This window comes from Streptomyces sp. NPDC002537 (assembly GCF_053594975.1).
Window position 1 is genome coordinate 20896 of sequence record NZ_JBSFWT010000071.1, and the last position, 18073, is coordinate 38968.

General features: G+C 71.7%; 15 protein-coding genes. 6 read left to right on the plus strand and 9 right to left on the minus strand.

Annotation, left to right across the window (positions count from 1 at the left end):
- Positions 1 to 147 precede the first annotated feature (147 nt).
- Genes ACWD4A_RS26670 through ACWD4A_RS26680 form a run of 3 tightly spaced genes read right to left on the minus strand, consistent with a single transcriptional unit; the run spans position 148 to position 2806 of the window.
- The gene (locus ACWD4A_RS26670) at positions 148 to 1044 is read right to left on the minus strand and encodes a metal ABC transporter permease (RefSeq protein WP_451197776.1); all 897 of its coding nucleotides are present in this window, start codon (positions 1042 to 1044) and stop codon (positions 148 to 150) included.
- Positions 1044 to 1814, minus strand: a complete 771-nt coding sequence (locus tag ACWD4A_RS26675) for a metal ABC transporter ATP-binding protein (protein WP_451197777.1) — start codon at positions 1812 to 1814, stop codon at positions 1044 to 1046. Before ACWD4A_RS26675 ends, ACWD4A_RS26670 begins: the two co-directional genes overlap by 1 nt.
- Before the next feature lie 14 nt (positions 1815 to 1828).
- Complete coding sequence (locus tag ACWD4A_RS26680; RefSeq protein ID WP_451197779.1) at positions 1829 to 2806, minus strand: metal ABC transporter substrate-binding protein; 978 nt, start codon at positions 2804 to 2806, stop codon at positions 1829 to 1831.
- 234 nt (positions 2807 to 3040) lie between these two features.
- Between ACWD4A_RS26680 and ACWD4A_RS26685 the strand changes: the two genes are divergently transcribed.
- The gene (locus ACWD4A_RS26685; RefSeq protein WP_451197780.1) at positions 3041 to 4423 is read left to right on the plus strand and encodes a glycine--tRNA ligase; all 1383 of its coding nucleotides are present in this window, start codon (positions 3041 to 3043) and stop codon (positions 4421 to 4423) included.
- 72 nt (positions 4424 to 4495) lie between these two features.
- Here ACWD4A_RS26685 and ACWD4A_RS26690 read toward each other — a convergent pair whose 3' ends face one another.
- Complete coding sequence (locus ACWD4A_RS26690) at positions 4496 to 4981, minus strand: hypothetical protein (RefSeq protein ID WP_451197781.1); 486 nt, start codon at positions 4979 to 4981, stop codon at positions 4496 to 4498.
- A gap of 180 nt (positions 4982 to 5161) precedes the next feature.
- Here ACWD4A_RS26690 and ACWD4A_RS26695 point away from each other — a divergent pair, with 180 nt between their 5' ends.
- A complete protein-coding gene (locus tag ACWD4A_RS26695) occupies positions 5162 to 6421 on the plus strand; it encodes a sensor histidine kinase (RefSeq protein ID WP_451197782.1) in 1260 nt (419 codons plus the stop codon).
- A complete protein-coding gene (locus ACWD4A_RS26700; protein ID WP_451197783.1) occupies positions 6409 to 7053 on the plus strand; it encodes a response regulator in 645 nt (214 codons plus the stop codon). The genes ACWD4A_RS26695 and ACWD4A_RS26700 overlap by 13 nt, the downstream gene beginning before the upstream one ends.
- Positions 7054 to 7104: 51 nt before the next feature.
- Here ACWD4A_RS26700 and ACWD4A_RS26705 read toward each other — a convergent pair whose 3' ends face one another.
- The 3 genes from ACWD4A_RS26705 to ACWD4A_RS26715 all read right to left on the minus strand — a co-directional run bounded on the left by ACWD4A_RS26705 (position 7105) and on the right by ACWD4A_RS26715 (position 10339).
- Positions 7105 to 7689: a TetR family transcriptional regulator gene (locus tag ACWD4A_RS26705; protein WP_451197785.1), complete on the minus strand. Its 585-nt coding sequence runs from the start codon at positions 7687 to 7689 to the stop codon at positions 7105 to 7107.
- 64 nt (positions 7690 to 7753) lie between these two features.
- Positions 7754 to 8758, minus strand: a complete 1005-nt coding sequence (locus tag ACWD4A_RS26710) for an aldo/keto reductase (protein ID WP_451197786.1) — start codon at positions 8756 to 8758, stop codon at positions 7754 to 7756.
- Between the two features lie 141 nt (positions 8759 to 8899).
- Positions 8900 to 10339: an MFS transporter gene (locus ACWD4A_RS26715; protein ID WP_451197787.1), complete on the minus strand. Its 1440-nt coding sequence runs from the start codon at positions 10337 to 10339 to the stop codon at positions 8900 to 8902.
- Positions 10340 to 10440: 101 nt separating this feature from the next.
- On the opposite strand from ACWD4A_RS26715, the gene ACWD4A_RS26720 reads away from it, so the two are divergent.
- Positions 10441 to 11313, plus strand: coding sequence for a helix-turn-helix transcriptional regulator (locus tag ACWD4A_RS26720; protein ID WP_451197788.1), 873 nt, complete (start codon positions 10441 to 10443; stop codon positions 11311 to 11313).
- Positions 11314 to 11498: 185 nt separating this feature from the next.
- Here ACWD4A_RS26720 and ACWD4A_RS26725 read toward each other — a convergent pair whose 3' ends face one another.
- The gene (locus ACWD4A_RS26725; RefSeq protein WP_451197789.1) at positions 11499 to 11930 is read right to left on the minus strand and encodes a MarR family winged helix-turn-helix transcriptional regulator; all 432 of its coding nucleotides are present in this window, start codon (positions 11928 to 11930) and stop codon (positions 11499 to 11501) included.
- A 6-nt stretch (positions 11931 to 11936) separates the two neighbouring features.
- Positions 11937 to 13367, minus strand: a complete 1431-nt coding sequence (locus ACWD4A_RS26730; protein WP_451197791.1) for an MFS transporter — start codon at positions 13365 to 13367, stop codon at positions 11937 to 11939.
- Between the two features lie 87 nt (positions 13368 to 13454).
- On the opposite strand from ACWD4A_RS26730, the gene dusB reads away from it, so the two are divergent.
- Complete coding sequence (dusB, locus tag ACWD4A_RS26735) at positions 13455 to 14597, plus strand: tRNA dihydrouridine synthase DusB (protein WP_451197792.1); 1143 nt, start codon at positions 13455 to 13457, stop codon at positions 14595 to 14597.
- 674 nt (positions 14598 to 15271) lie between these two features.
- Positions 15272 to 17986 carry a pyruvate, phosphate dikinase gene (gene ppdK, locus ACWD4A_RS26740; RefSeq protein WP_451197793.1) on the plus strand — a complete coding sequence of 905 codons (2715 nt, stop codon included), beginning with the start codon at positions 15272 to 15274 and terminating at the stop codon, positions 17984 to 17986.
- Positions 17987 to 18073: the final 87 nt, after the last annotated feature.

An 18073-nucleotide genomic window follows, 5' to 3' on the forward strand; every position in this document is an offset into this window, starting at 1 on the left:
TCCGCACGTGTCGCACGCCAATTGTGCCAGTACGCGGCACCGGGTGCGTAAGCCCCGGGACGCGCCTTCGTGCCTGTACGCCACCCCCGCGCGCCGGACGCGGGGGTGGGACGGGTGTGCCCCGGCGCGTACGCCGGGGCCGTGGCGTCAGACGCGGACGTCGTCGGCCGGGGTGCGGGCGTCCGGCACCGTGAGGGTGCAGCCGTCGTCGGCGGCCGCCGCGGCCTGCCGGGCGCGCTTCCTGGCGAGGGGTGTCGCCAGCAGGGTCAGGGCGATGAAGGTGCCGATCGCGAGCAGCACGATGGTGGCGCCCGACGGGACGTCCACGTAGTACGAGGTGGCGGTGCCGGAGACGGTGACCAGCACGCCGATGCCGATGGCCAGCCCGAAGGTCATGGCGAAGCTGCGGGCGATCTGCTGCGAGGCGGCGACCGGGATCACCATGAGGGCGCTGACGAGCAGCAGGCCGACGACGCGCATGGCGACGGTGACGGTCACGGCGGCGGTGATCGCGATCAGCAGGTTCAGCAGCCGTACCGGCAGCCCGGTGACGCGGGCGAACTCCTCGTCCTGGCAGATGGCGAAGAGCTGGCGGCGCAGCCCGAGGGTGGCCAGCACCACGAACGCGGCGAGGACGCAGATCGCCACGATGTCCTGCTCCGAGACGGTGGTGATCGAGCCGAAGAGGTAGGTCGTGAGGTTGGCGTTGGAGCCGGTGGAGGAGAGGCTCATCAGCATCACGCCGCCGGCCATGCCGCCGTAGAAGAGCATGGCGAGCGCGATGTCGCCGCGTGCCTTGCCGTACGAGCGGATGAGCTCCATCACCACGGCGCCGAGGACGCAGACGGCGGTGGCCATCCACACCGGGCTGGTGTTGAGCAGGAAGCCGAGGCCGACGCCGGTGAGCGCGACGTGGCCGATGCCGTCGCCCATCAGCGCCTGGCGGCGCTGGACGAGGAAGGTGCCGATCGCGGGTGCGGTGATGCCGACGATCAGCGCGGCGAGCAGGGCCCGCTGCATGAAGGGGGGATCGAGGATGTCCATCAGGTGAGCAGCCCTGTCCGGATCGGTTCCGCCGCCGGTCCGGCGTGCGGGTGTACGTGGTCGTGGCCGGGGAGGGCGTGCTGGCCCACGGCCTCGGGGGGTGGTCCGTCGTGGACGACGCAGCCGTCGCGGAGCACGACCGCGCGGTCGATGAGCGGCTCCAGCGGGCCGAGTTCGTGCAGGACGAGGAGGACCGTGGCGCCCCGGTCGACCTGGGCGCGCAGGGCGCTCGCGAGGACCTCCTGGCTGGCGAGGTCGACGCCGGCCATCGGCTCGTCCATGATCAGCAGTTCGGGTTCCACGGCCAGGGCGCGGGCGATCAGCACCCGCTGGTGCTGGCCGCCGGAGAGCGCGTCCACGGAGTCCTTGATGCGGTCGGCCATGCCGACGAGGTCCAGGGCGCGGACGACGGCCTCGCGGTCCGCCCTGCGCAGGATGCCGAGCCTGGTGCGGGCCAGCCGGCCGGCGGCGACGACCTCGCCGACGGTGGCGGGCACCCCGCCCGCGGCGGTGGTGCGCTGGGGCACGTAGCCGAGCCGGGACCAGTCGCGGAAGCGGCGCCGCGGGGTGCCGAAGAGCTCCAGCTCGCCGCCGGTGAGCGGCACCTGGCCGACGATCGCGCGGACGGCCGTGGACTTGCCGGAGCCGTTGGCGCCGAGCAGCGCGACGACCTCGCCGCGCCGCACGGTCAGGTCGACGCCGCGCAGCACGGGGCGCGAGCCGAGGGCGGCGGTGGCCCCGCGGAGGGATATGACGGGCTGTCCGTCCATGCTGCCTGCCTCCATCACTTGGTGCCGAGCGCCTTCTGGAGCGCGGTGAGGTTGGCCTCCATCACGGCGAAGTAGTCGTGGCCCCGGGACTTGTCGGTGATCCCTTCGAGCGGATCGAGGACGTCGGTCTTGACGCCGAGGTCGTGGGCCAGCGTCCGCGCGGTGGCGGGGTTGGCGATGGTCTCGAAGAAGACCGTGTCGACGTGGTGGTCCTTGGCCAGCTGGTGCAGGTCCTTCATCCGGGCGGCGCTGGGCTCGGACTCCGGGTCCACGCCGCTGATGGCCTCCTCGGTGAGGCCGTAGCGCTCGGCGAGGTAGCCGAAGGCGGCGTGGGTGGTGATGAAGGTGTCGGACGCGCGGTTCTTCAGCCCGTCCGTGAACTTCTTGTTCAGCCCGTCCAGCTTCTTGACCAGCTCGTCGGTGTTCTTCTGGAAGTCGGCCCGGTGGTCCGGGTCGGCCTCGGCGAGGGTCTTGTTCACGCCCTTGGCGACCTCGGCGTACTTCACCGGGTCCAGCCAGATGTGGGGGTCCTCGCCGGCCTCGCCCTCGGAGTGGGAGTGGTTGTCGCCGGTGGAGTGGTGGTGGCCGTCGACCTCGGTGCCGTGCTTCTCCAGGTCGGTGAGGGAGGCCGCGTCGGCGACGTGCTTGTTCCCGGACTGCTTGATCGCCTCGTCCACGGCGGGCTGGAGGCCCTTGAGGTAGACGATGGCGCCCGCGTCGGAGAGGGAGCCGGTCTGCTTGGGAGTGAGCTCCAGGTCGTGCGGCTCGACGCCGGGCTTCGTCAGATTGGTCACGCTGACGTGGTCGCCGCCGATCTCCTTGGCCAGGAACTCCATCGGGTAGAACGACGCGATCACATGGAGTCTGCCGTCCGCCGCCTTGCCCGCCGTGTCGGAGTTGCCGCAGGCGGAGAGCGTGAGCAGCCCCAGGGCTGCGGCCGTGGCGACGGCGGCCGTGGTTATTCGGGCGGAGCGGGGACGGTTTTCGTTCATGACAGTCATTTTCAACAAAACTGGAAACGATTGTCAACAAGCTGTTCGCAAAGGGGGCGCAATCGGCCATGCCGAGGGATCGGGTCAAGCCAAGGCCAGAGCCGATTTGGTGAGGGGGCGGGCGCCGCCGGTAACCTGAAGCATTCGCCCGCCCGTCTCCCGACCACCACCCCCCATCGAGGCGCTACGCGCCACCCTTGTCCATAAGTTCGTCGTCGCAATGAAGAGAGCACCGTGGCCGCCGACAAGATCGACACCATCGTCAGCCTGAGCAAGCGCCGTGGCTTTGTCTATCCGTGCAGTGAGATCTACGGCGGCCAGCGCGCCGCCTGGGATTACGGACCGCTCGGTGTGGAGCTCAAGGAGAACATCAAGCGCCAGTGGTGGCGCTCCATGGTCACCTCGCGCGACGACGTGGTCGGCCTCGACTCGTCGGTGATCCTCGCCCGTGAGGTCTGGGAGGCGTCCGGCCACGTCGCCACCTTCTCCGACCCGCTGACCGAGTGCACCTCCTGCCACAAGCGCTACCGCGCGGACCACCTGGAGGAGGCGTACGAGGCCAAGCACGGCAAGCTGCCCGCGAACGGCCTCGCCGACATCAACTGCCCGAACTGCGGCAACAAGGGCCAGTTCACCGAGCCCAAGCAGTTCTCCGGCCTGCTCTCCACCCACCTCGGCCCGACCCAGGACACCGGCTCGGTGACCTACCTGCGGCCCGAGACCGCGCAGGGCATCTTCACCAACTTCACGCAGGTCCAGACGACCTCGCGGAAGAAGCCCCCGTTCGGCATCGCCCAGACCGGCAAGTCCTTCCGCAACGAGATCACGCCGGGCAACTTCATCTTCCGCACCCGCGAGTTCGAGCAGATGGAGATGGAGTTCTTCGTCAAGCCGGGCGAGGACGAGCAGTGGCACGAGTACTGGATGGAGCAGCGCTGGAACTGGTACGTCGACCTCGGCATGCGCACGGAGAACATGCGCTGGTACGAGCACGCGGCTGAGAAGCTCTCGCACTACTCCAAGCGCACCGTCGACATCGAGTACCGCTTCAACTTCGGCGGCTCGGAGTTCTCGGAGCTGGAGGGCGTCGCCAACCGCACCGACTTCGACCTCAAGGCGCACTCCGCCGGTTCCGGCCAGGACCTGTCGTACTTCGACCAGGAGGCCGGCGAGCGCTACTTCCCGTACGTCATCGAGCCCGCGGCCGGTCTCAACCGCGCCATGCTGGCCTTCATGCTCGACGCGTACAACGAGGACGAGGCCCCCAACGCCAAGGGCGTCATGGAGAAGCGCGTCGTGATGCGCCTCGACCCGCGCCTCGCCCCGGTGAAGGTCGCGGTCCTCCCGCTGTCCCGCAACCCGCAGCTCTCCCCGAAGGCCAAGGGCCTCGCGGCGGACCTGCGCAAGCACTGGAACATCGAGTTCGACGACGCGGGCGCCATCGGCCGCCGCTACCGCCGCCAGGACGAGATCGGCACCCCGTTCTGCGTCACCGTCGACTTCGACACGCTTGACGACAACGCGGTGACCGTGCGCGAGCGCGACACGATGAAGCAGGAGCGCGTCTCCCTCGACCAGATCGAGGGCTACCTGGGCTCGCGTCTGCTGGGCTGCTGACCCTCCACGCCGCGCGAAGGCCCCGGTTCCCGCTTCGGCGGGCCGGGGCCTTCGGCCGCTTCCGGCCGGGGATCAGGCGCGCGAGGCCGCCCGTACCGCCAGCCCCCCGCACACTGCGGCCAGCGGCAGCTCCAGCGCCACCGCCATGACCAGCGCCGACACGAGGTCCGCGCCCGGCGCGGCCGTCATCGTGTCGAACCACGCGTCCATGACGAGCAGCGCCGCCGTCGCGGCCGCCGCCACCCCGTGACGGTGGTCGCGACGGGCCGCGAGCAGGCCCGTGGTGATGAGCGCGAGCGCCTCCAGCGCGTCCAGCCCCACCCACGCGGCCGACCAGCGTGAGGCCGTCGTCGTGGCCGGGAGGCTCGTCGCGAGCACGAACAGCCAGGGGAGCAGGGCGAGTCCGCACGCCACCAGGGCATGGCCGAGCAGGCGCCCGCGGCGGCGCGGGGCGGCGGGAGGCACGTCGCCGCGCAGCTCGATCACCTCGGCGAGCGCGCCCGTGCGGTCGTCCTCGGCCGTGGGCCGGGCGCGGCGGGGGAGTTCGAGGACGCTCATCGGGGCGGGGCTCCTTGTCGGCCGTGGTGCCGGTCGTGTTCCCGGTACGCCAAGAATCCGCCGCGCGGCCCCGCGCTGTCAGTCGTGCTGCTGCCCGTCCCGGGGTGGCACCAGCTATACCCCCAGGACGGAAAGCAGCGCCATGGCCCGGCCCTGACCTGCGGCCTTACCGTTTGGAACATGCAAATCCCCCTCGTGCTCCGGACCCTGCTCAAGCCGTTCGACGGTGCGGGCCGGGCCGCCGCGTTCCTGGCCACCGGTGCCCTGGTGCAGGTCGCCGCCCTGCTCGTCGTCGCCGTGCCGTGGCTGAACGGCGGGCCGACCCGGGCGCTGAGCGTGGTGGCCGCCGCGCTCGTCCCGCTCGCCGTGCTCGCCCTCGCCTCGCCCGTGCTGACCGTCGTCCAGGGCGCGCGCTTCCGGGGCCGGCTCGGCGTGGACATCCCCCGGCCCGTCGAGGTGGGAGGCGCCACGCGGGCCGAGCGGACCAAGCGGTGGCTGCGCTCGCCCGCCGCCTGGCGGCAGGTGCAGTACCACCTGTTCGTCGGCCCGCTGATCGCCCTCGCCGGCACGCTGACCCTGCTGACGTGGGCGGCGGCCGCCGTCGCCGCCACGGTCTACGTCTGGATCTGGACGCTTCCGGTGGAGGTGCGCGCCGAGGACATCGGCTACACCACGCAGGCGGTGTACACGACGGCCGCCGGGATCGCCGGGCTGTACGGCGCGGCCTGGCTCTCCCGCGCCCTCGCCCGGCTCGACACCCGCGCCGCCCTCACCCGCCTCGGCCCCAGCCGCGAGGAACTGCTCCGGCTCCGCGTCGCCGAGGTCACCGAGAGCCGCGCGGGCGTCGTCGACGCGGCCGACGCCGAACGGCGCCGGATCGAACGGGACTTGCACGACGGCGCCCAGCAGCGCCTCGTCTCCATGGCCGTCAACCTCGGCCTCGCCAAGGCCACCATGAAGGACCTGCCCGACGACGCCCGCGAGGTGATCGACGAGGCGCACCGCGAGGCGAAGCAGGCCATCGCCGAGCTGAGGGACCTCGTCCGCGGCCTGCACCCGGCCGTGCTGGAGGACCGCGGCCTGGACGCCGCCCTGTCCGGCATCGCGGACCGGACACCGCTGCCGGTCCGGCTGAGGGTCGACCTGACGTCGCGGCCCGCCCCGGCCATCGAGGCCGTGGCCTACTTCGTGGTCTCCGAGGCGCTCGCCAACATCGTCAAGCACGCCCAGGCGTCCGGGGTCGACATCACCGTCGAACGGTTCGGGGGGATACTGCTCGTGGTCGTCTCCGACGACGGCGTGGGCGGTGCCGACCCCTCGGGGGGCACCGGGCTGGCGGGGCTCGCCAAGCGCGTCGCGTCGGTCGACGGCACCTTCTCGATCAGCAGCCCCGTGGGGGGCCCGACCGTTGTGACTGTGGAGCTGCCGTGCGCGCCGTGATCGCCGAGGATTCCGTCCTGCTCAGGATCGGCCTGGTGAGGGTCCTGGAGACGGCCGGATTCGACGTGGTCGCGGAAGCCGGCGACGCGGAGGCCGCGTTGGCGGCGGTGGACGAGCACCGGCCGGACCTCGTCGTCCTCGACGTCCGCATGCCGCCGGGCTTCACCGACGAGGGCGTACGCGCCGCCCTCGTCATCCGCAAGCAGTGGCCGGACACGGCGGTGCTGCTGCTCTCCCAGTACGTGGAGGAGCGGTACGCCGCCGATCTGCTGTCCGGTGACACCCGTGGCGTCGGCTACCTCCTCAAGGAACGGGTCGCCGACGTCGAGGAGTTCATCGACGCCCTGCGCCGCGTCGCGGGCGGCGGCACGGCGCTCGACCCCCAGGTCGTCTCCCAGCTCCTGCTGCGCCGGCACAGCGACCCCCTCGACCGGCTGACCCCGCGCGAGCGGGACGTCCTGGAACTGATGGCGGGCGGCCGCTCCAACGCGGGCATCGCGGCGCAGCTGGTCGTCAGCGAGTCCGCTGTCGCGAAACACATCAACAGCATCCTGGCGAAACTGGACCTGCCGAAGGCGGACGCGGACCACCGGCGGGTGCTGGCCGTTCTGCGGTTCCTGGGGGTGGGGTAGGGGCGCCGTCGCGGCGGGCCGGCGCCGGGACGGCGAGAGGCGCGGACGTCCTCAAGCCGGCCGCAACCCCCGCAGCACCAGGTCGCATACCGCCTCGAACGCCGCGTCGATCTCCGGGCGGGACCACTCCGCCGCGTACGCCGGGTCGTGGAAGCGGTTCGTCGCGTCCCAGATCGCGCGTGCCGTGGAGGCGGGGTCGACAGTGGTGAACTCGCCGTCGCGCACGCCGCCTTCGACGATCCGCGCGAGCTGCTCGATCATCGTCCCGATGTGGCGGTCCACGACGCCGCTGTTCTCGCCGACGAGGACCATGTACGTGGCGAACAGCTCGGGGTCGTCGCCCGCCTTGTGCCGCTTCGCCGCGAAGAGTCCGGCCAGCCATTCCCGCAGCCGGGGCCCGGCGGGCCCCTCCGCGTCGGCGACGGCGGACAGCGCGGTGTGCGACTGGTCCAGCCAGCGCTGGGTCACCGCCTCGCGGAGGGCGGCCTTGCTGCCGAAGTGCCGGTAGACGCTGCCGTGGCTGACGCCCAGGGCCCGCGCCACGTCGACCACGGTGGCCTTGGCCGGGCCGTAGCGGCGCAGCACGTCCTCGGTGGTTTCCAGGATGCGGGCGGGGGTCAGGGGCTCGGGCGGCATCGGGGCGTACGGCCTTTCCATGAGGGACGGGGGCGCGGGGAGCCCCCGTAGTGACCGTACCCGGTCACTTCTCGCTGTCGAGGTGTGCCATCTGGTCGGTCGGGTAGCGGTCGCCTGCCGCCGCGCCGGCCGGGACGGCCCGTTCGATGGCGGCGAGGTCGGCCGCTTCCAGCTCGACGTCCAGCGCGCCCAGCGCCTCGGCGAGGCGGTCGCGGCGGCGGGCGCCGACCAGCGGGACGATGTCCTCGCCGCGCGAGAGGACCCAGGCGATGGCGGTCTGGGCGACGGTGGCTCCCTTCGCCGCGGCGATCTCGCGGAGCGCGTCGACCAGGTCCAGGTTGTGCTGGAGGTTCTCGCCCTGGAAGCGCGGGCTCATGCCGCGGAAGTCGTTCGCGGCGAGCTGCCGGTCGCGGGTGAAGTGGCCGCTGATCAGGCCGCGCGAGAGCACGCCGTACGCGGTGACGCCGATGCCCAGCTCGCGGAGGGTGGGCAGGATGTCGTCCTCGATGCCGCGGGAGATCAGGGAGTACTCGATCTGCAGGTCGGCGATCGGGGCGACGGCGGCGGCCCGGCGGATGGTCTCCGAGTTCACCTCGGAGAGGCCGATGTGCCGCACGTGCCCGGCCTCCACCAGTTCGGCGATGGCGCCGATGGTCTCCTCGACCGGGACGTCCGGGTCGAGGCGGGCGAGGCGGTAGATGTCGATGTGGTCGGTGCCGAGGCGCTGGAGCGAGTAGGCGGCGAAGTTCTTCACGGCATTGGGGCTGCCGTCGACTCCGGTGAAGCCGCCCTCGACGGTGCGCAGGGCGCCGAACTTGACGCTGGTGAGGGCCCGCTCGCGGGTGCCCGCGGGGGCGGTGCGCAGCGCTTCGTTGATGAGCAGCTCGTTGTGGCCCATGCCGTAGAAGTCGCCGGTGTCGATCAGGGTGACGCCCGCGTCGAGCGCGGCGTGGATCGTGGCGATCGACTCGGCGCGGTCGGCATCGCCGTAGAGGGCGGACATGCCCATCGCGCCGAGGCCGAGGGCGGACACCTGGGGGCCGGTGGTGCCGAGGGTGCGGTGCTGCACGGGGGACTCCTTGGAGGGGGTGCGGGGGGTGCGTGGGTACACCGGAAGAGTGACACATGGACTGACAGATTTCAATATCTGTCAGTCCATGTGTGTGTTCCGCCCCGCGATCCCCGGCCTCGGGGACCCTCAAGGGCGATTTCAGGCCATCGTGCGCGGCAGCCGCAGGCTCAGCAGGATCGACACGGCCACCGCCGCCAGTTGCACCGCCAACGTCACCGCCAGCGCGTCCCGCATCCCCATCGGCCCGGACAGCGCGAGGAAGAGCGAGCCGAGCGTGGCCACCCCGAGCGCCATGAAGGACTGCTGCGTGGTCACCATCACCCCGCCGCCGACCCCCGCCTGCGCCACAGGCACCTCGCTCAGCACGATCCGCAGCGTCAGCGGCAGCAGCAGCCCCTGCCCCAGGCCCTGCACGGCCAGCGCAGGCCCCAGGCCCCACGCGCCCAGGCCGTCCCAGCCCCAGTAGAAGGTCGCGGCCACGCCCAGCAGCCCCGCGGCCTGGATCAGCGTCCCGGCCGTCACCGCGCGCCGCCCGTACCGCGCCGCCAGCCGCGGACCGAGCAGCGAACCGGCGAAGAACGTCACGCACATCGGCACCAGCGCCAGCCCCGCGGCCATCGGACCCAGCCGCAGCCCCTCCTGGAGCGCCACCGCGAGGACGAACATGAAGCCGCCCCAGCCGAGCGAGAACGGCACGAGCAGCGCGAGACCGCTGTGCACCGAGCGGATCCGCAGCAGCGACGGCGGCACCAGCGGCGTCCGCCCGGCCCGCTCCTCACCCCGCTCCACCAGCAGGAACGCCACCGCCGCCACCGGGAAGACGGCCAGCAGCACCCACGACCACACCGGCCAGCCCGCCGCCCGGCCCTCTGTCAGCGGCAGCAGCAGCGACACCAGCGTCAGCGACAGCAGGACGGTGCCCCGCCCGTCCACCCGCGTCGGGTGCTCCGAGCGCGTCTCCGGCACCGTGCGCACCGCCAGCAGCAGCGCGGCCACCGCGACCGGCGCGTTCACCAGGAAGATCGACCGCCAGCCGGTGCCCGCGATGTCGACGGAGACCAGCACGCCGCCGAGCACCTGGCCGACCGCGCTGGCGATCCCGGCCGTGCCGCTGTACAGGCTCAGCGCCTTGGTGCGGCGCGCGCCGTGCGTCGTGGCCTGGATCGTGGCCAGCACCTGGGGCAGCATCAGCGCGGACGCGGCGCCCTGCGCGACCCGGGCCGCGACCAGCGTCCAGGCGTCCGGGGCCAGCCCGCACGCCACGGACGTCACCCCGAACGCGGCCGTCCCCCACAGGAACAGCCGCCGCCGGCCGACCATGTCGCCCAGCCGGCCGCCGAGCACGAGCAGTACGGCGTACGCGACGCCGTAGCCGCCCACCACCATCTCCAGCAGCGCCGGGCCCGCGTGCAGATCGTGGTCGATGGTGGGGAGGGCGACGTTGACGATGAAGAAGTCCAGCATCGGCAGGGAAGCGCCGACGAGCACCGTGAAGAGCCCCAGGGGGCTGAGGGCAGGGCTGGAAGGGGTGGCGGCGACGGCCGCCGGGGCGATCGGGGGTATTCGGGTTTCGCTCACACAAGGGACGATGCCCACTTGCTCAGCCTGGTACCAGAGTCTTCTTATCCTGGTACAAGAACTACCTGCCAACCGGCTGGCGCATCCGGCATCCTGGAGCCATGACCACGATGGCGCACGAGCGCCGGCCCGCCCCCGCGGTGTCGGCCGACGACGTACGGCGCGGCGAGCTCGCCGCCTTCCTGCGCAGCCGCCGCGAGCGCATCACCCCCGAACAGGCCGGCCTGCCGCGCGGTCCCCGCCGCCGCACCCCCGGCCTGCGCCGCGAGGAGGTCGCCCACCTCGCCGCCGTCGGCGTCACCTGGTACACGTGGCTGGAGCAGGCGCGCGACATCAAGGTCTCCGCGCAGGTGCTCGACGCCATCGCCCGCGCGCTCATGCTCGACCAGGGCGAGCGCAGCCACCTCTTCGCCCTCGCGAACTCGGCCGATCCCCTGCCGGACACCGAGTGCGCCGGGGTCCCCGCCGCGCTGCGGCTGATGCTCGATCAGCTGGAGCCGTTCCCCGCCTGCGTCCAGAACGCGCGGTACGACATCCTCGCGTACAACCGCCCCTACGGGAACCTGATGTGCGACCTGGACGCCCTCCCCCGGGAGGAGCGCAACTGCATGTGGCTCGCCTTCATGAACCCCGAGTGGTGCGCCAGCCTCGTCGACCGCGACGAGTCGGTCCGGGTCATGGCCGCCAAGTTCCGCGCGTCGATGGCCGAACACCTCGCGGACCCCTCCTGGAAGTGCCTGCTCAAGAGGCTCCAGGACGGGTCGCCGGAGTTCCGCGAGATCTGGGACCGGCACGAGGTGGTCCGCTTCGCGGAACGGACGAAGGCGTTCCGTCAGTCGAGGGTGGGCCTGCTGCGGCTCGACTACACGGCGCTCTGGGTCGGGCCCCACGCGGGAACCAAATTGCTGACGTACACGCCGGCCGATGCGGAGTCGCGTGCGCGGCTGGAGCGTCTTCGCGAGTGCTACGGGTAGCTCGGCTGCCCCCGCCGTTGCCGCCTGCGGCGGGAGCGGCCTGCGGCCGCGTCCTCAAACGCCGGACGGGCTGAATTGCGTGCCCCGCCCAGTTGTGGGCAATCGTTCCGCACGGCGGAACGGGTGGGCACAACCCGCCCACCGGGCCGCACCTGATCGGGGTCCGGGGGCGCAGCCCCCAAAGGTCAATCCCCGGCTGTCAGCCGGGACATGATGCGGTCCAGGACCGCCAGGTCCTCCGGCGGCAGTGCGAGCAGTGCCGCCGGAGGCGTGCCCAGGATCGTCTCCGCCCGTTCCGCCGCCGCCCGCCCCTCCGGGGTCAAGGTGACGATCTTCGAGCGGCGGTCCGCCGGATTCGCGGTGCGTTCCACCAGGCCGCGCCCGGCGAGGTCGTCCACGACCAGCGTGGCGTACGGCCGGTCGGTGAGCAGCTGGTCGGCGAGGTCCCGCAGGGTGATCGGGCCCTTGGCGATCCGGCGCAGTGCCTTGACGCGGAAGAAGCTCATGCCGAGCGCGTCGACGACGTCCTTGCGCCGCTCATTGCCGCCCAGGACCATCTCCCGGATGTTGACCCAGGCGCGCCGCGCGGTCGCCGTGCTGGTGTCGTGCGTGGTCATCGTGCGTCACCGGGATCCTGAACTCGTCGGAAGGGGGGCGGGCCGGGGCGCCCCTGCGGAGCCGAGGCGGGCGGCGGCGCGCTCGCCGGTCCGGGCCGCCCAGCGGCCGGTGGTGATCGTACCGAGCAGCAGCACGGCCAGCCCGCACCCGGAGATGATCCACCAGCCCGTCAGCTGGAGCCCGGCGGCGACCGCGGCGCCGATCACGGCGACACCGAGCGACTGGCCGACCTGGCGGCTGGTGGACACGATCGCGGCGGCCACCCCGGCGCGGGCGCGTGGCATCCCGGAGACGGCGGTGTTGGTGATGGGGGCGTTCACCAGGCCGAAGCCGATGCCGAAGAGGACGTACGCGGTGAACAGCAGCGCGTCGGACGAGCGGGCGTCGAGGGCCGCGAACAGCAGGCCGCTGGCCGTCATCGCCGTACCGCCCAGGACGAGGGGGAGCCGGGGCCCGCGCGCGCCGACCAGGCGTCCCGAGAGCGGGGCGCAGACCAGGGTCATGGCGGCCATCGGCAGCATGTACAGCCCGGCGTGGAGCGCGGAGAGCCCCCGCTCGTTCTGCAGGTAGAGCGTGTTGAGGAAGAGGAAGCCGCCGAGCCCGGCGAAGGCGCTCACCCCGATCGCGGTGGCCCCGGAGAACGGGGCGCTGCGGAAGAAGCCCAGCTCGACGAGGGGTTCGGGGCGCCGCCGCTCGTAGGTCAGCAGCCCGGCGAGCGCGCCGAGCGTCACCGCGAAGCAGCCCAGGATCAGCGGCGAGGTCCAGCCGGCGGCGGAACCCTCGATGATCCCGTACGTCACCGAGCCGAGCAGCGCGATCACCAGCAGCTGGCCGACCGGGTCGGGACGGCGCGGCTTCGGGGCGCGGGACTCGGGGACGTAGCGGGCGGTCATGGCCAGCGCGACCAGCCCGACCGGCAGGTTGATCCAGAAGATCGAGCGCCAGCCGACCGACTCCACGAGCGCGCCGCCGATGATGGGCCCGGCGGCCATGCTGATGCCGACGACCCCGCCCCACACACCGATCGCGCGGGCCCGCTCCCTGGGGTCGGTGAAGGTGTTGGTGATGATCGACATCGCGACCGGGTTGAGCATCGAGCCGCCGACGGCCTGCACCATCCGGAACGCGATCAGCCAGCCGAGTCCGGGGGCCAGGCTGCACAGCAGGGATCCGGCCGTGAAGAGCGTCAGGCCGACCTGGAATATCCGCCTGCGGCCGATCCGGTCGGCGGTCGAGCCGCCGAGCATCAGCAGCGAGGCGAGCACGAGCGTGTAGGCGTCGATCGTCCACTGGAGGCCGGGGACCGAGGCGTGCAGCTCCTTCTGCATCGACGGCAGCGCCACGTTGAGGATCGTGTTGTCGAGGCTGACGATCAGCAGGCTCGTACAGCAGATCGCCAGGACGAGCAGCCGTCGGCGGCGGGAGAGCTCTGGCATGCGGCAGCACCTCGGGATAGTTGTACACCTCTAATGATTTAAAGAGTACAACTAAATGGGCCGGAGGGGTACGCGACAATGGACGACATGACGAACGACGCCGCCACGCCCCTCCAGATCGGCCCGCACACCGTGTGGCCGCCGGTGGTGCTCGCCCCCATGGCGGGGATCACCAACGCGCCCTTCCGCACGCTGTGCCGCGAGTTCTCCGGCGGCAAGGGGCTCTTCGTCAGCGAGATGATCACCACCCGCGCGCTGGTCGAGCGGGACGCCAAGACGATGCGGCTGATCCACTTCGACGGCACCGAGAAGCCGCGCTCCATCCAGCTCTACGGCGTCGACCCGGTGACCGTCGGCAAGGCCGTCCGCATGATCGTGGACGAGGACCTGGCCGACCACATCGACCTCAACTTCGGCTGCCCCGTCCCCAAGGTGACCCGTAAGGGCGGCGGCTCCGCGCTGCCGTACAAGCGGAACCTGCTGCGCTCGATCCTGCGCGAGGCCGTCGGCAACGCGGGCTCGCTGCCCGTCACCATGAAGATGCGCAAGGGCATCGACGACGACCACATCACCTACCTCGACGCCGGACGGATCGCCGTCGAGGAGGGCGTCACCGCCATCGCGCTGCACGGCCGCACCGCCGCCCAGCACTACGGCGGCACGGCCGACTGGGACGCCATCGCCCGGCTGAAGGAGACCGTGCCGGAGATACCGGTCCTCGGCAACGGCGACATCTGGTCGGCGGACGACGCCGTGCGGATGATGCGCGAGACCGGCTGCGACGGCGTCGTCGTCGGCCGCGGCTGCCTCGGGCGGCCGTGGCTCTTCGGCGACCTGGTGGCCGCCTTCGAGGGCGACGGGGCGCCCGCGGCGCCCTCCTTCGAGGAGGTCGCGCGCGTCATGGTGCGCCACGCGCAGCTGCTGGGGGAGTGGCTGGAGAACGAGGAGCGCGGGGTCATCGACTTCCGCAAGCACGTCGCCTGGTACACGAAGGGCTTCTCCGTCGGCTCCGACCTGCGGAAGCGGCTCGCCGTGTCCTCGTCCCTGGCCGAGCTGGCCGCTCTTCTGAGCGAGGTCGACGGCGAGCAGGCGTGGCCCGTCGGTGCCGACGGGCCACGGGGTCGTACGTCCGGCCGTAACCGGGTCGTCCTGCCGGACGGGTGGCTGGATGATCCCTATGACTGCGCTGCGGTTTCCGCGGACGCGGAGCTGGACACCTCGGGCGGCTGACGCCGCCGTTACCTGTTCGGCTGCGGGCCGGTTTGCCGCCTGCGGCGGGGGCGGCCTGCGGCCGCGTCCTCAAACGCCGGACGGGCTGATTTTGCGGGCGTAGTCCGCAGCCTGCGGGCCGCAAGTCTGCGGGCCGTAGGTCAAAGGGCCACGGTCCGCGAAATTCAGCCCGTCCGGCGTTTGAGGACACCGCGCGGAGCGCGGTCGGGGGTCTGGGGGTCTGGGGGTCTCCCCCAGTTTCGGGAAGGGGCGGGGCTGGGGAAAAAGCCCGCCGCAGGCGCGGACGGCCCGCGGCCGGAGGCGTGATTCTCGCCACCTCTGATCGGCCGAGCGCTCAAACGAGCGCCCCGCAGGGGACTGCACCTTTCGGACGGGTGGCACGCAGTGCCATCGATTCCGCGTTCAAGAGTTGACGCCACTTCGCCCAAATGATCGACAGCGCGCGATCATTCGCGTACCCCTTGCCATCATGGCTTCAGGCAGTGAAGAAGTGGTTTTCGGCCTCTTTTCCCGGCCTTGACTTTCGATCTGCTGGCAGACGGGTGGTTGCGGCCCTATGACCATGGAGTGGACCTCCTCAGAAGCCTTCGATCTGGGTACGCTCCCCGCCGTCAGCCCGTTTGAGCACGCCCTCCCCCAACTGAGTACGGGGGGACCCAGAGGAGTCGAGTCCCGTGCCGGAAACCACAGATCGCCAGAAGCTCGTCTACGACTTCACCGAGGGCAACAAGGACCTCAAGGACCTGCTCGGCGGGAAGGGCGCCAACCTCGCCGAGATGACCAACCTCGGTCTGCCCGTCCCTCCCGGCTTCACCATCACCACCGAAGCGTGCAAGGAGTACCTCGCCAGCGGCAGCGAGCCCGCGGCACTGCGTGACGAGGTCAGTGCCCACCTCGCCGCCCTGGAGGCGCGGATGGGCAAGAAGCTCGGTCAGACCGACGACCCGCTGCTGGTCTCCGTCCGCTCGGGCGCCAAGTTCTCCATGCCGGGCATGATGGACACCGTCCTCAACATCGGCCTCTCCGACGCCTCGGTGACCGGGCTCGCCGCCCAGGCCGGCGACGAGCGGTTCGCCTGGGACTCGTACCGCCGCCTCATCCAGATGTTCGGCAAGACCGTGCTGGGCGTCGAGGGCGACCTGTTCGAGGAGGCGCTGGAGGAGACCAAGCGGGCCAAGGGCGTCACCACCGACGTCGACCTCGACGCCGGGGACCTCCAGCGGCTCGTCGCGGAGTTCAAGGAGATCGTCTCCAAGGAGACCGGCCGGGACTTCCCGCAGGAGCCGCGCGAGCAGATGGACCTCGCCATAAGGGCCGTCTTCGAGTCGTGGAACACCGACCGCGCCAAGCTCTACCGCCGCCAGGAGCGCATCCCCGGCGACCTGGGCACCGCCGTCAACATCTGCTCGATGGTCTTCGGCAACCTCGGCCCCGACTCCGGCACCGGCGTCGCCTTCACCCGCGACCCCGCCAGCGGCCACCAGGGCGTCTACGGCGACTACCTGCAGAACGCCCAGGGCGAGGACGTCGTCGCGGGCATCCGCAACACCGTGCCGCTCGCCGACCTGGAGCGCATCGACAAGGCCTCGTACGACCAGCTGATGCAGATCATGGAGACGCTGGAGACGCACTACAAGGACCTGTGCGACATCGAGTTCACCATCGAGCGCGGCAAGCTCTGGATGCTGCAGACCCGCGTCGGCAAGCGCACCGCGGGCGCCGCCTTCCGCATCGCGACGCAGCTGGTGGACCAGGGTCTGATCGACGAGGCGGAGGCCCTCCAGCGGGTCACGGGCGCCCAGCTCGCCCAGCTGATGTTCCCGCGCTTCGACGAGAAGGCGAAAACCGACCTGCTGGGCCGCGGCATCGCCGCCTCGCCGGGCGCCGCCGTCGGCAAGGCCGTCTTCGACTCGTACACCGCGGTGAAGTGGTCCCGGTCCGGCGAGCAGGTCATCCTGATCCGCCGCGAGACCAACCCCGACGACCTCAACGGCATGATCGCCGCCGAGGGCATCCTCACCTCGCGCGGCGGCAAGACCTCGCACGCGGCCGTCGTCGCCCGTGGCATGGGCAAGACCTGTGTCTGCGGCGCCGAGGAGCTGGAGGTCGACACCAAGCGGCGCCGGATGACCGCCCCGGGCGGGATCGTGGTCGAGGAGGGCGACGTCGTCTCCATCGACGGCTCCACCGGCAAGGTCTACCTCGGCGAGGTCCCCGTCGTGCCGTCCCCGGTCGTCGAGTACTTCGAGGGCCGGATGCACGCGGGCGCCGACGACGCCGACGAGCTGGTCCAGGCCGTGCACCGGATCATGGCCTACGCCGACCGGATGCGCCGCCTGCGCGTCCGCGCCAACGCCGACAACGCCGAGGACGCCTCCCGCGCCCGCCGCTTCGGCGCCCAGGGCATCGGCCTGTGCCGCACCGAGCACATGTTCCTCGGCGAGCGCCGCGAGATGGTCGAGCGGCTGATCCTGGCCGACCACGACGACGAGCGGGAAGAGGCCCTCGGCGCCCTGCTGCCGCTCCAGAAGGCCGACTTCGTCGAGCTCTTCGAGGCCATGGACGGACTGCCCGTCACCGTCCGCCTGCTCGACCCGCCGCTGCACGAGTTCCTCCCCGACATCACCGACCTGTCGGTGCGCGTCGCCCTCGCGGAGGCCCGCCACGAGCCGCACGAGAACGACCTGCGCCTGCTCCAGGCCGTGCACAAGCTGCACGAGCAGAACCCGATGCTCGGCCTGCGCGGCGTCCGGCTCGGTCTGGTGATCCCCGGCCTGTTCGCCATGCAGGTACGGGCCATCGCCGAGGCCGCCGCCGAGCGCAAGAACGCCAAGGGCGACCCGCGCGCCGAGATCATGATCCCGCTGGTCGGCACGGTCCAGGAGCTGGAGATCGTCCGCGAGGAGGCCGACGCGGTCATCGCCGAGGTCGAGGCCGCCACCGGCACCCGGCTCCGGCTGACCATCGGCACGATGATCGAGCTGCCGCGCGCCGCCCTGACGGCCGATCAGATCGCCGAGGCCGCCGAGTTCTTCTCCTTCGGCACCAACGACCTCACCCAGACCGTGTGGGGCTTCTCCCGCGACGACGTGGAGGCCAGCTTCTTCACCGCGTACCTGGAGAAGGGCATCTTCGGCGTCAGCCCGTTCGAGACCATCGACCGGGACGGCGTCGGCTCCCTCATCCGGGCCGCGGCCAAGGCCGGCCGCGCCACCCGCCCCGACCTCAAGCTGGGCGTGTGCGGTGAGCACGGCGGCGACCCGGAGTCGGTGCACTTCTTCCACGAGGTGGGCCTGGACTACGTCTCCTGCTCGCCGTTCCGCATCCCCGTGGCCCGCCTGGAGGCGGGACGCGCGGCGGCCGCCTCCGGCGGCAGCGACAGCCGCTGACGTTCCGTCGTGGACAGGGGTCTGGGGGGTGCCGGGGCCCTTGAGGTCGGCTATCGGCGCCCCGAGGTGGGCGTAGCCGCGTATGGC

Bases quoted from the DNA above. Each gene is read 5' to 3' on its own strand.
- ACWD4A_RS26690 (WP_451197781.1), bottom strand. From the start codon at position 4,981: ATGAGCGTCCTCGAACTCCCCCGCCGCGCCCGGCCCACGGCCGAGGAC.
- ACWD4A_RS26680 (WP_451197779.1), bottom strand. From the start codon at position 2,806: ATGAACGAAAACCGTCCCCGCTCCGCCCGAATAACCACGGCCGCCGTC.
- ACWD4A_RS26705 (WP_451197785.1), bottom strand. From the start codon at position 7,689: ATGCCGCCCGAGCCCCTGACCCCCGCCCGCATCCTGGAAACCACCGAG.
- ACWD4A_RS26695 (WP_451197782.1), top strand. From the start codon at position 5,162: ATGCAAATCCCCCTCGTGCTCCGGACCCTGCTCAAGCCGTTCGACGGT.
- ACWD4A_RS26670 (WP_451197776.1), bottom strand. From the start codon at position 1,044: ATGGACATCCTCGATCCCCCCTTCATGCAGCGGGCCCTGCTCGCCGCG.
- ACWD4A_RS26720 (WP_451197788.1), top strand. From the start codon at position 10,441: ATGACCACGATGGCGCACGAGCGCCGGCCCGCCCCCGCGGTGTCGGCC.
- dusB (WP_451197792.1), top strand. From the start codon at position 13,455: ATGACGAACGACGCCGCCACGCCCCTCCAGATCGGCCCGCACACCGTG.
- ACWD4A_RS26725 (WP_451197789.1), bottom strand. From the start codon at position 11,930: ATGACCACGCACGACACCAGCACGGCGACCGCGCGGCGCGCCTGGGTC.
- ACWD4A_RS26730 (WP_451197791.1), bottom strand. From the start codon at position 13,367: ATGCCAGAGCTCTCCCGCCGCCGACGGCTGCTCGTCCTGGCGATCTGC.
- ACWD4A_RS26675 (WP_451197777.1), bottom strand. From the start codon at position 1,814: ATGGACGGACAGCCCGTCATATCCCTCCGCGGGGCCACCGCCGCCCTC.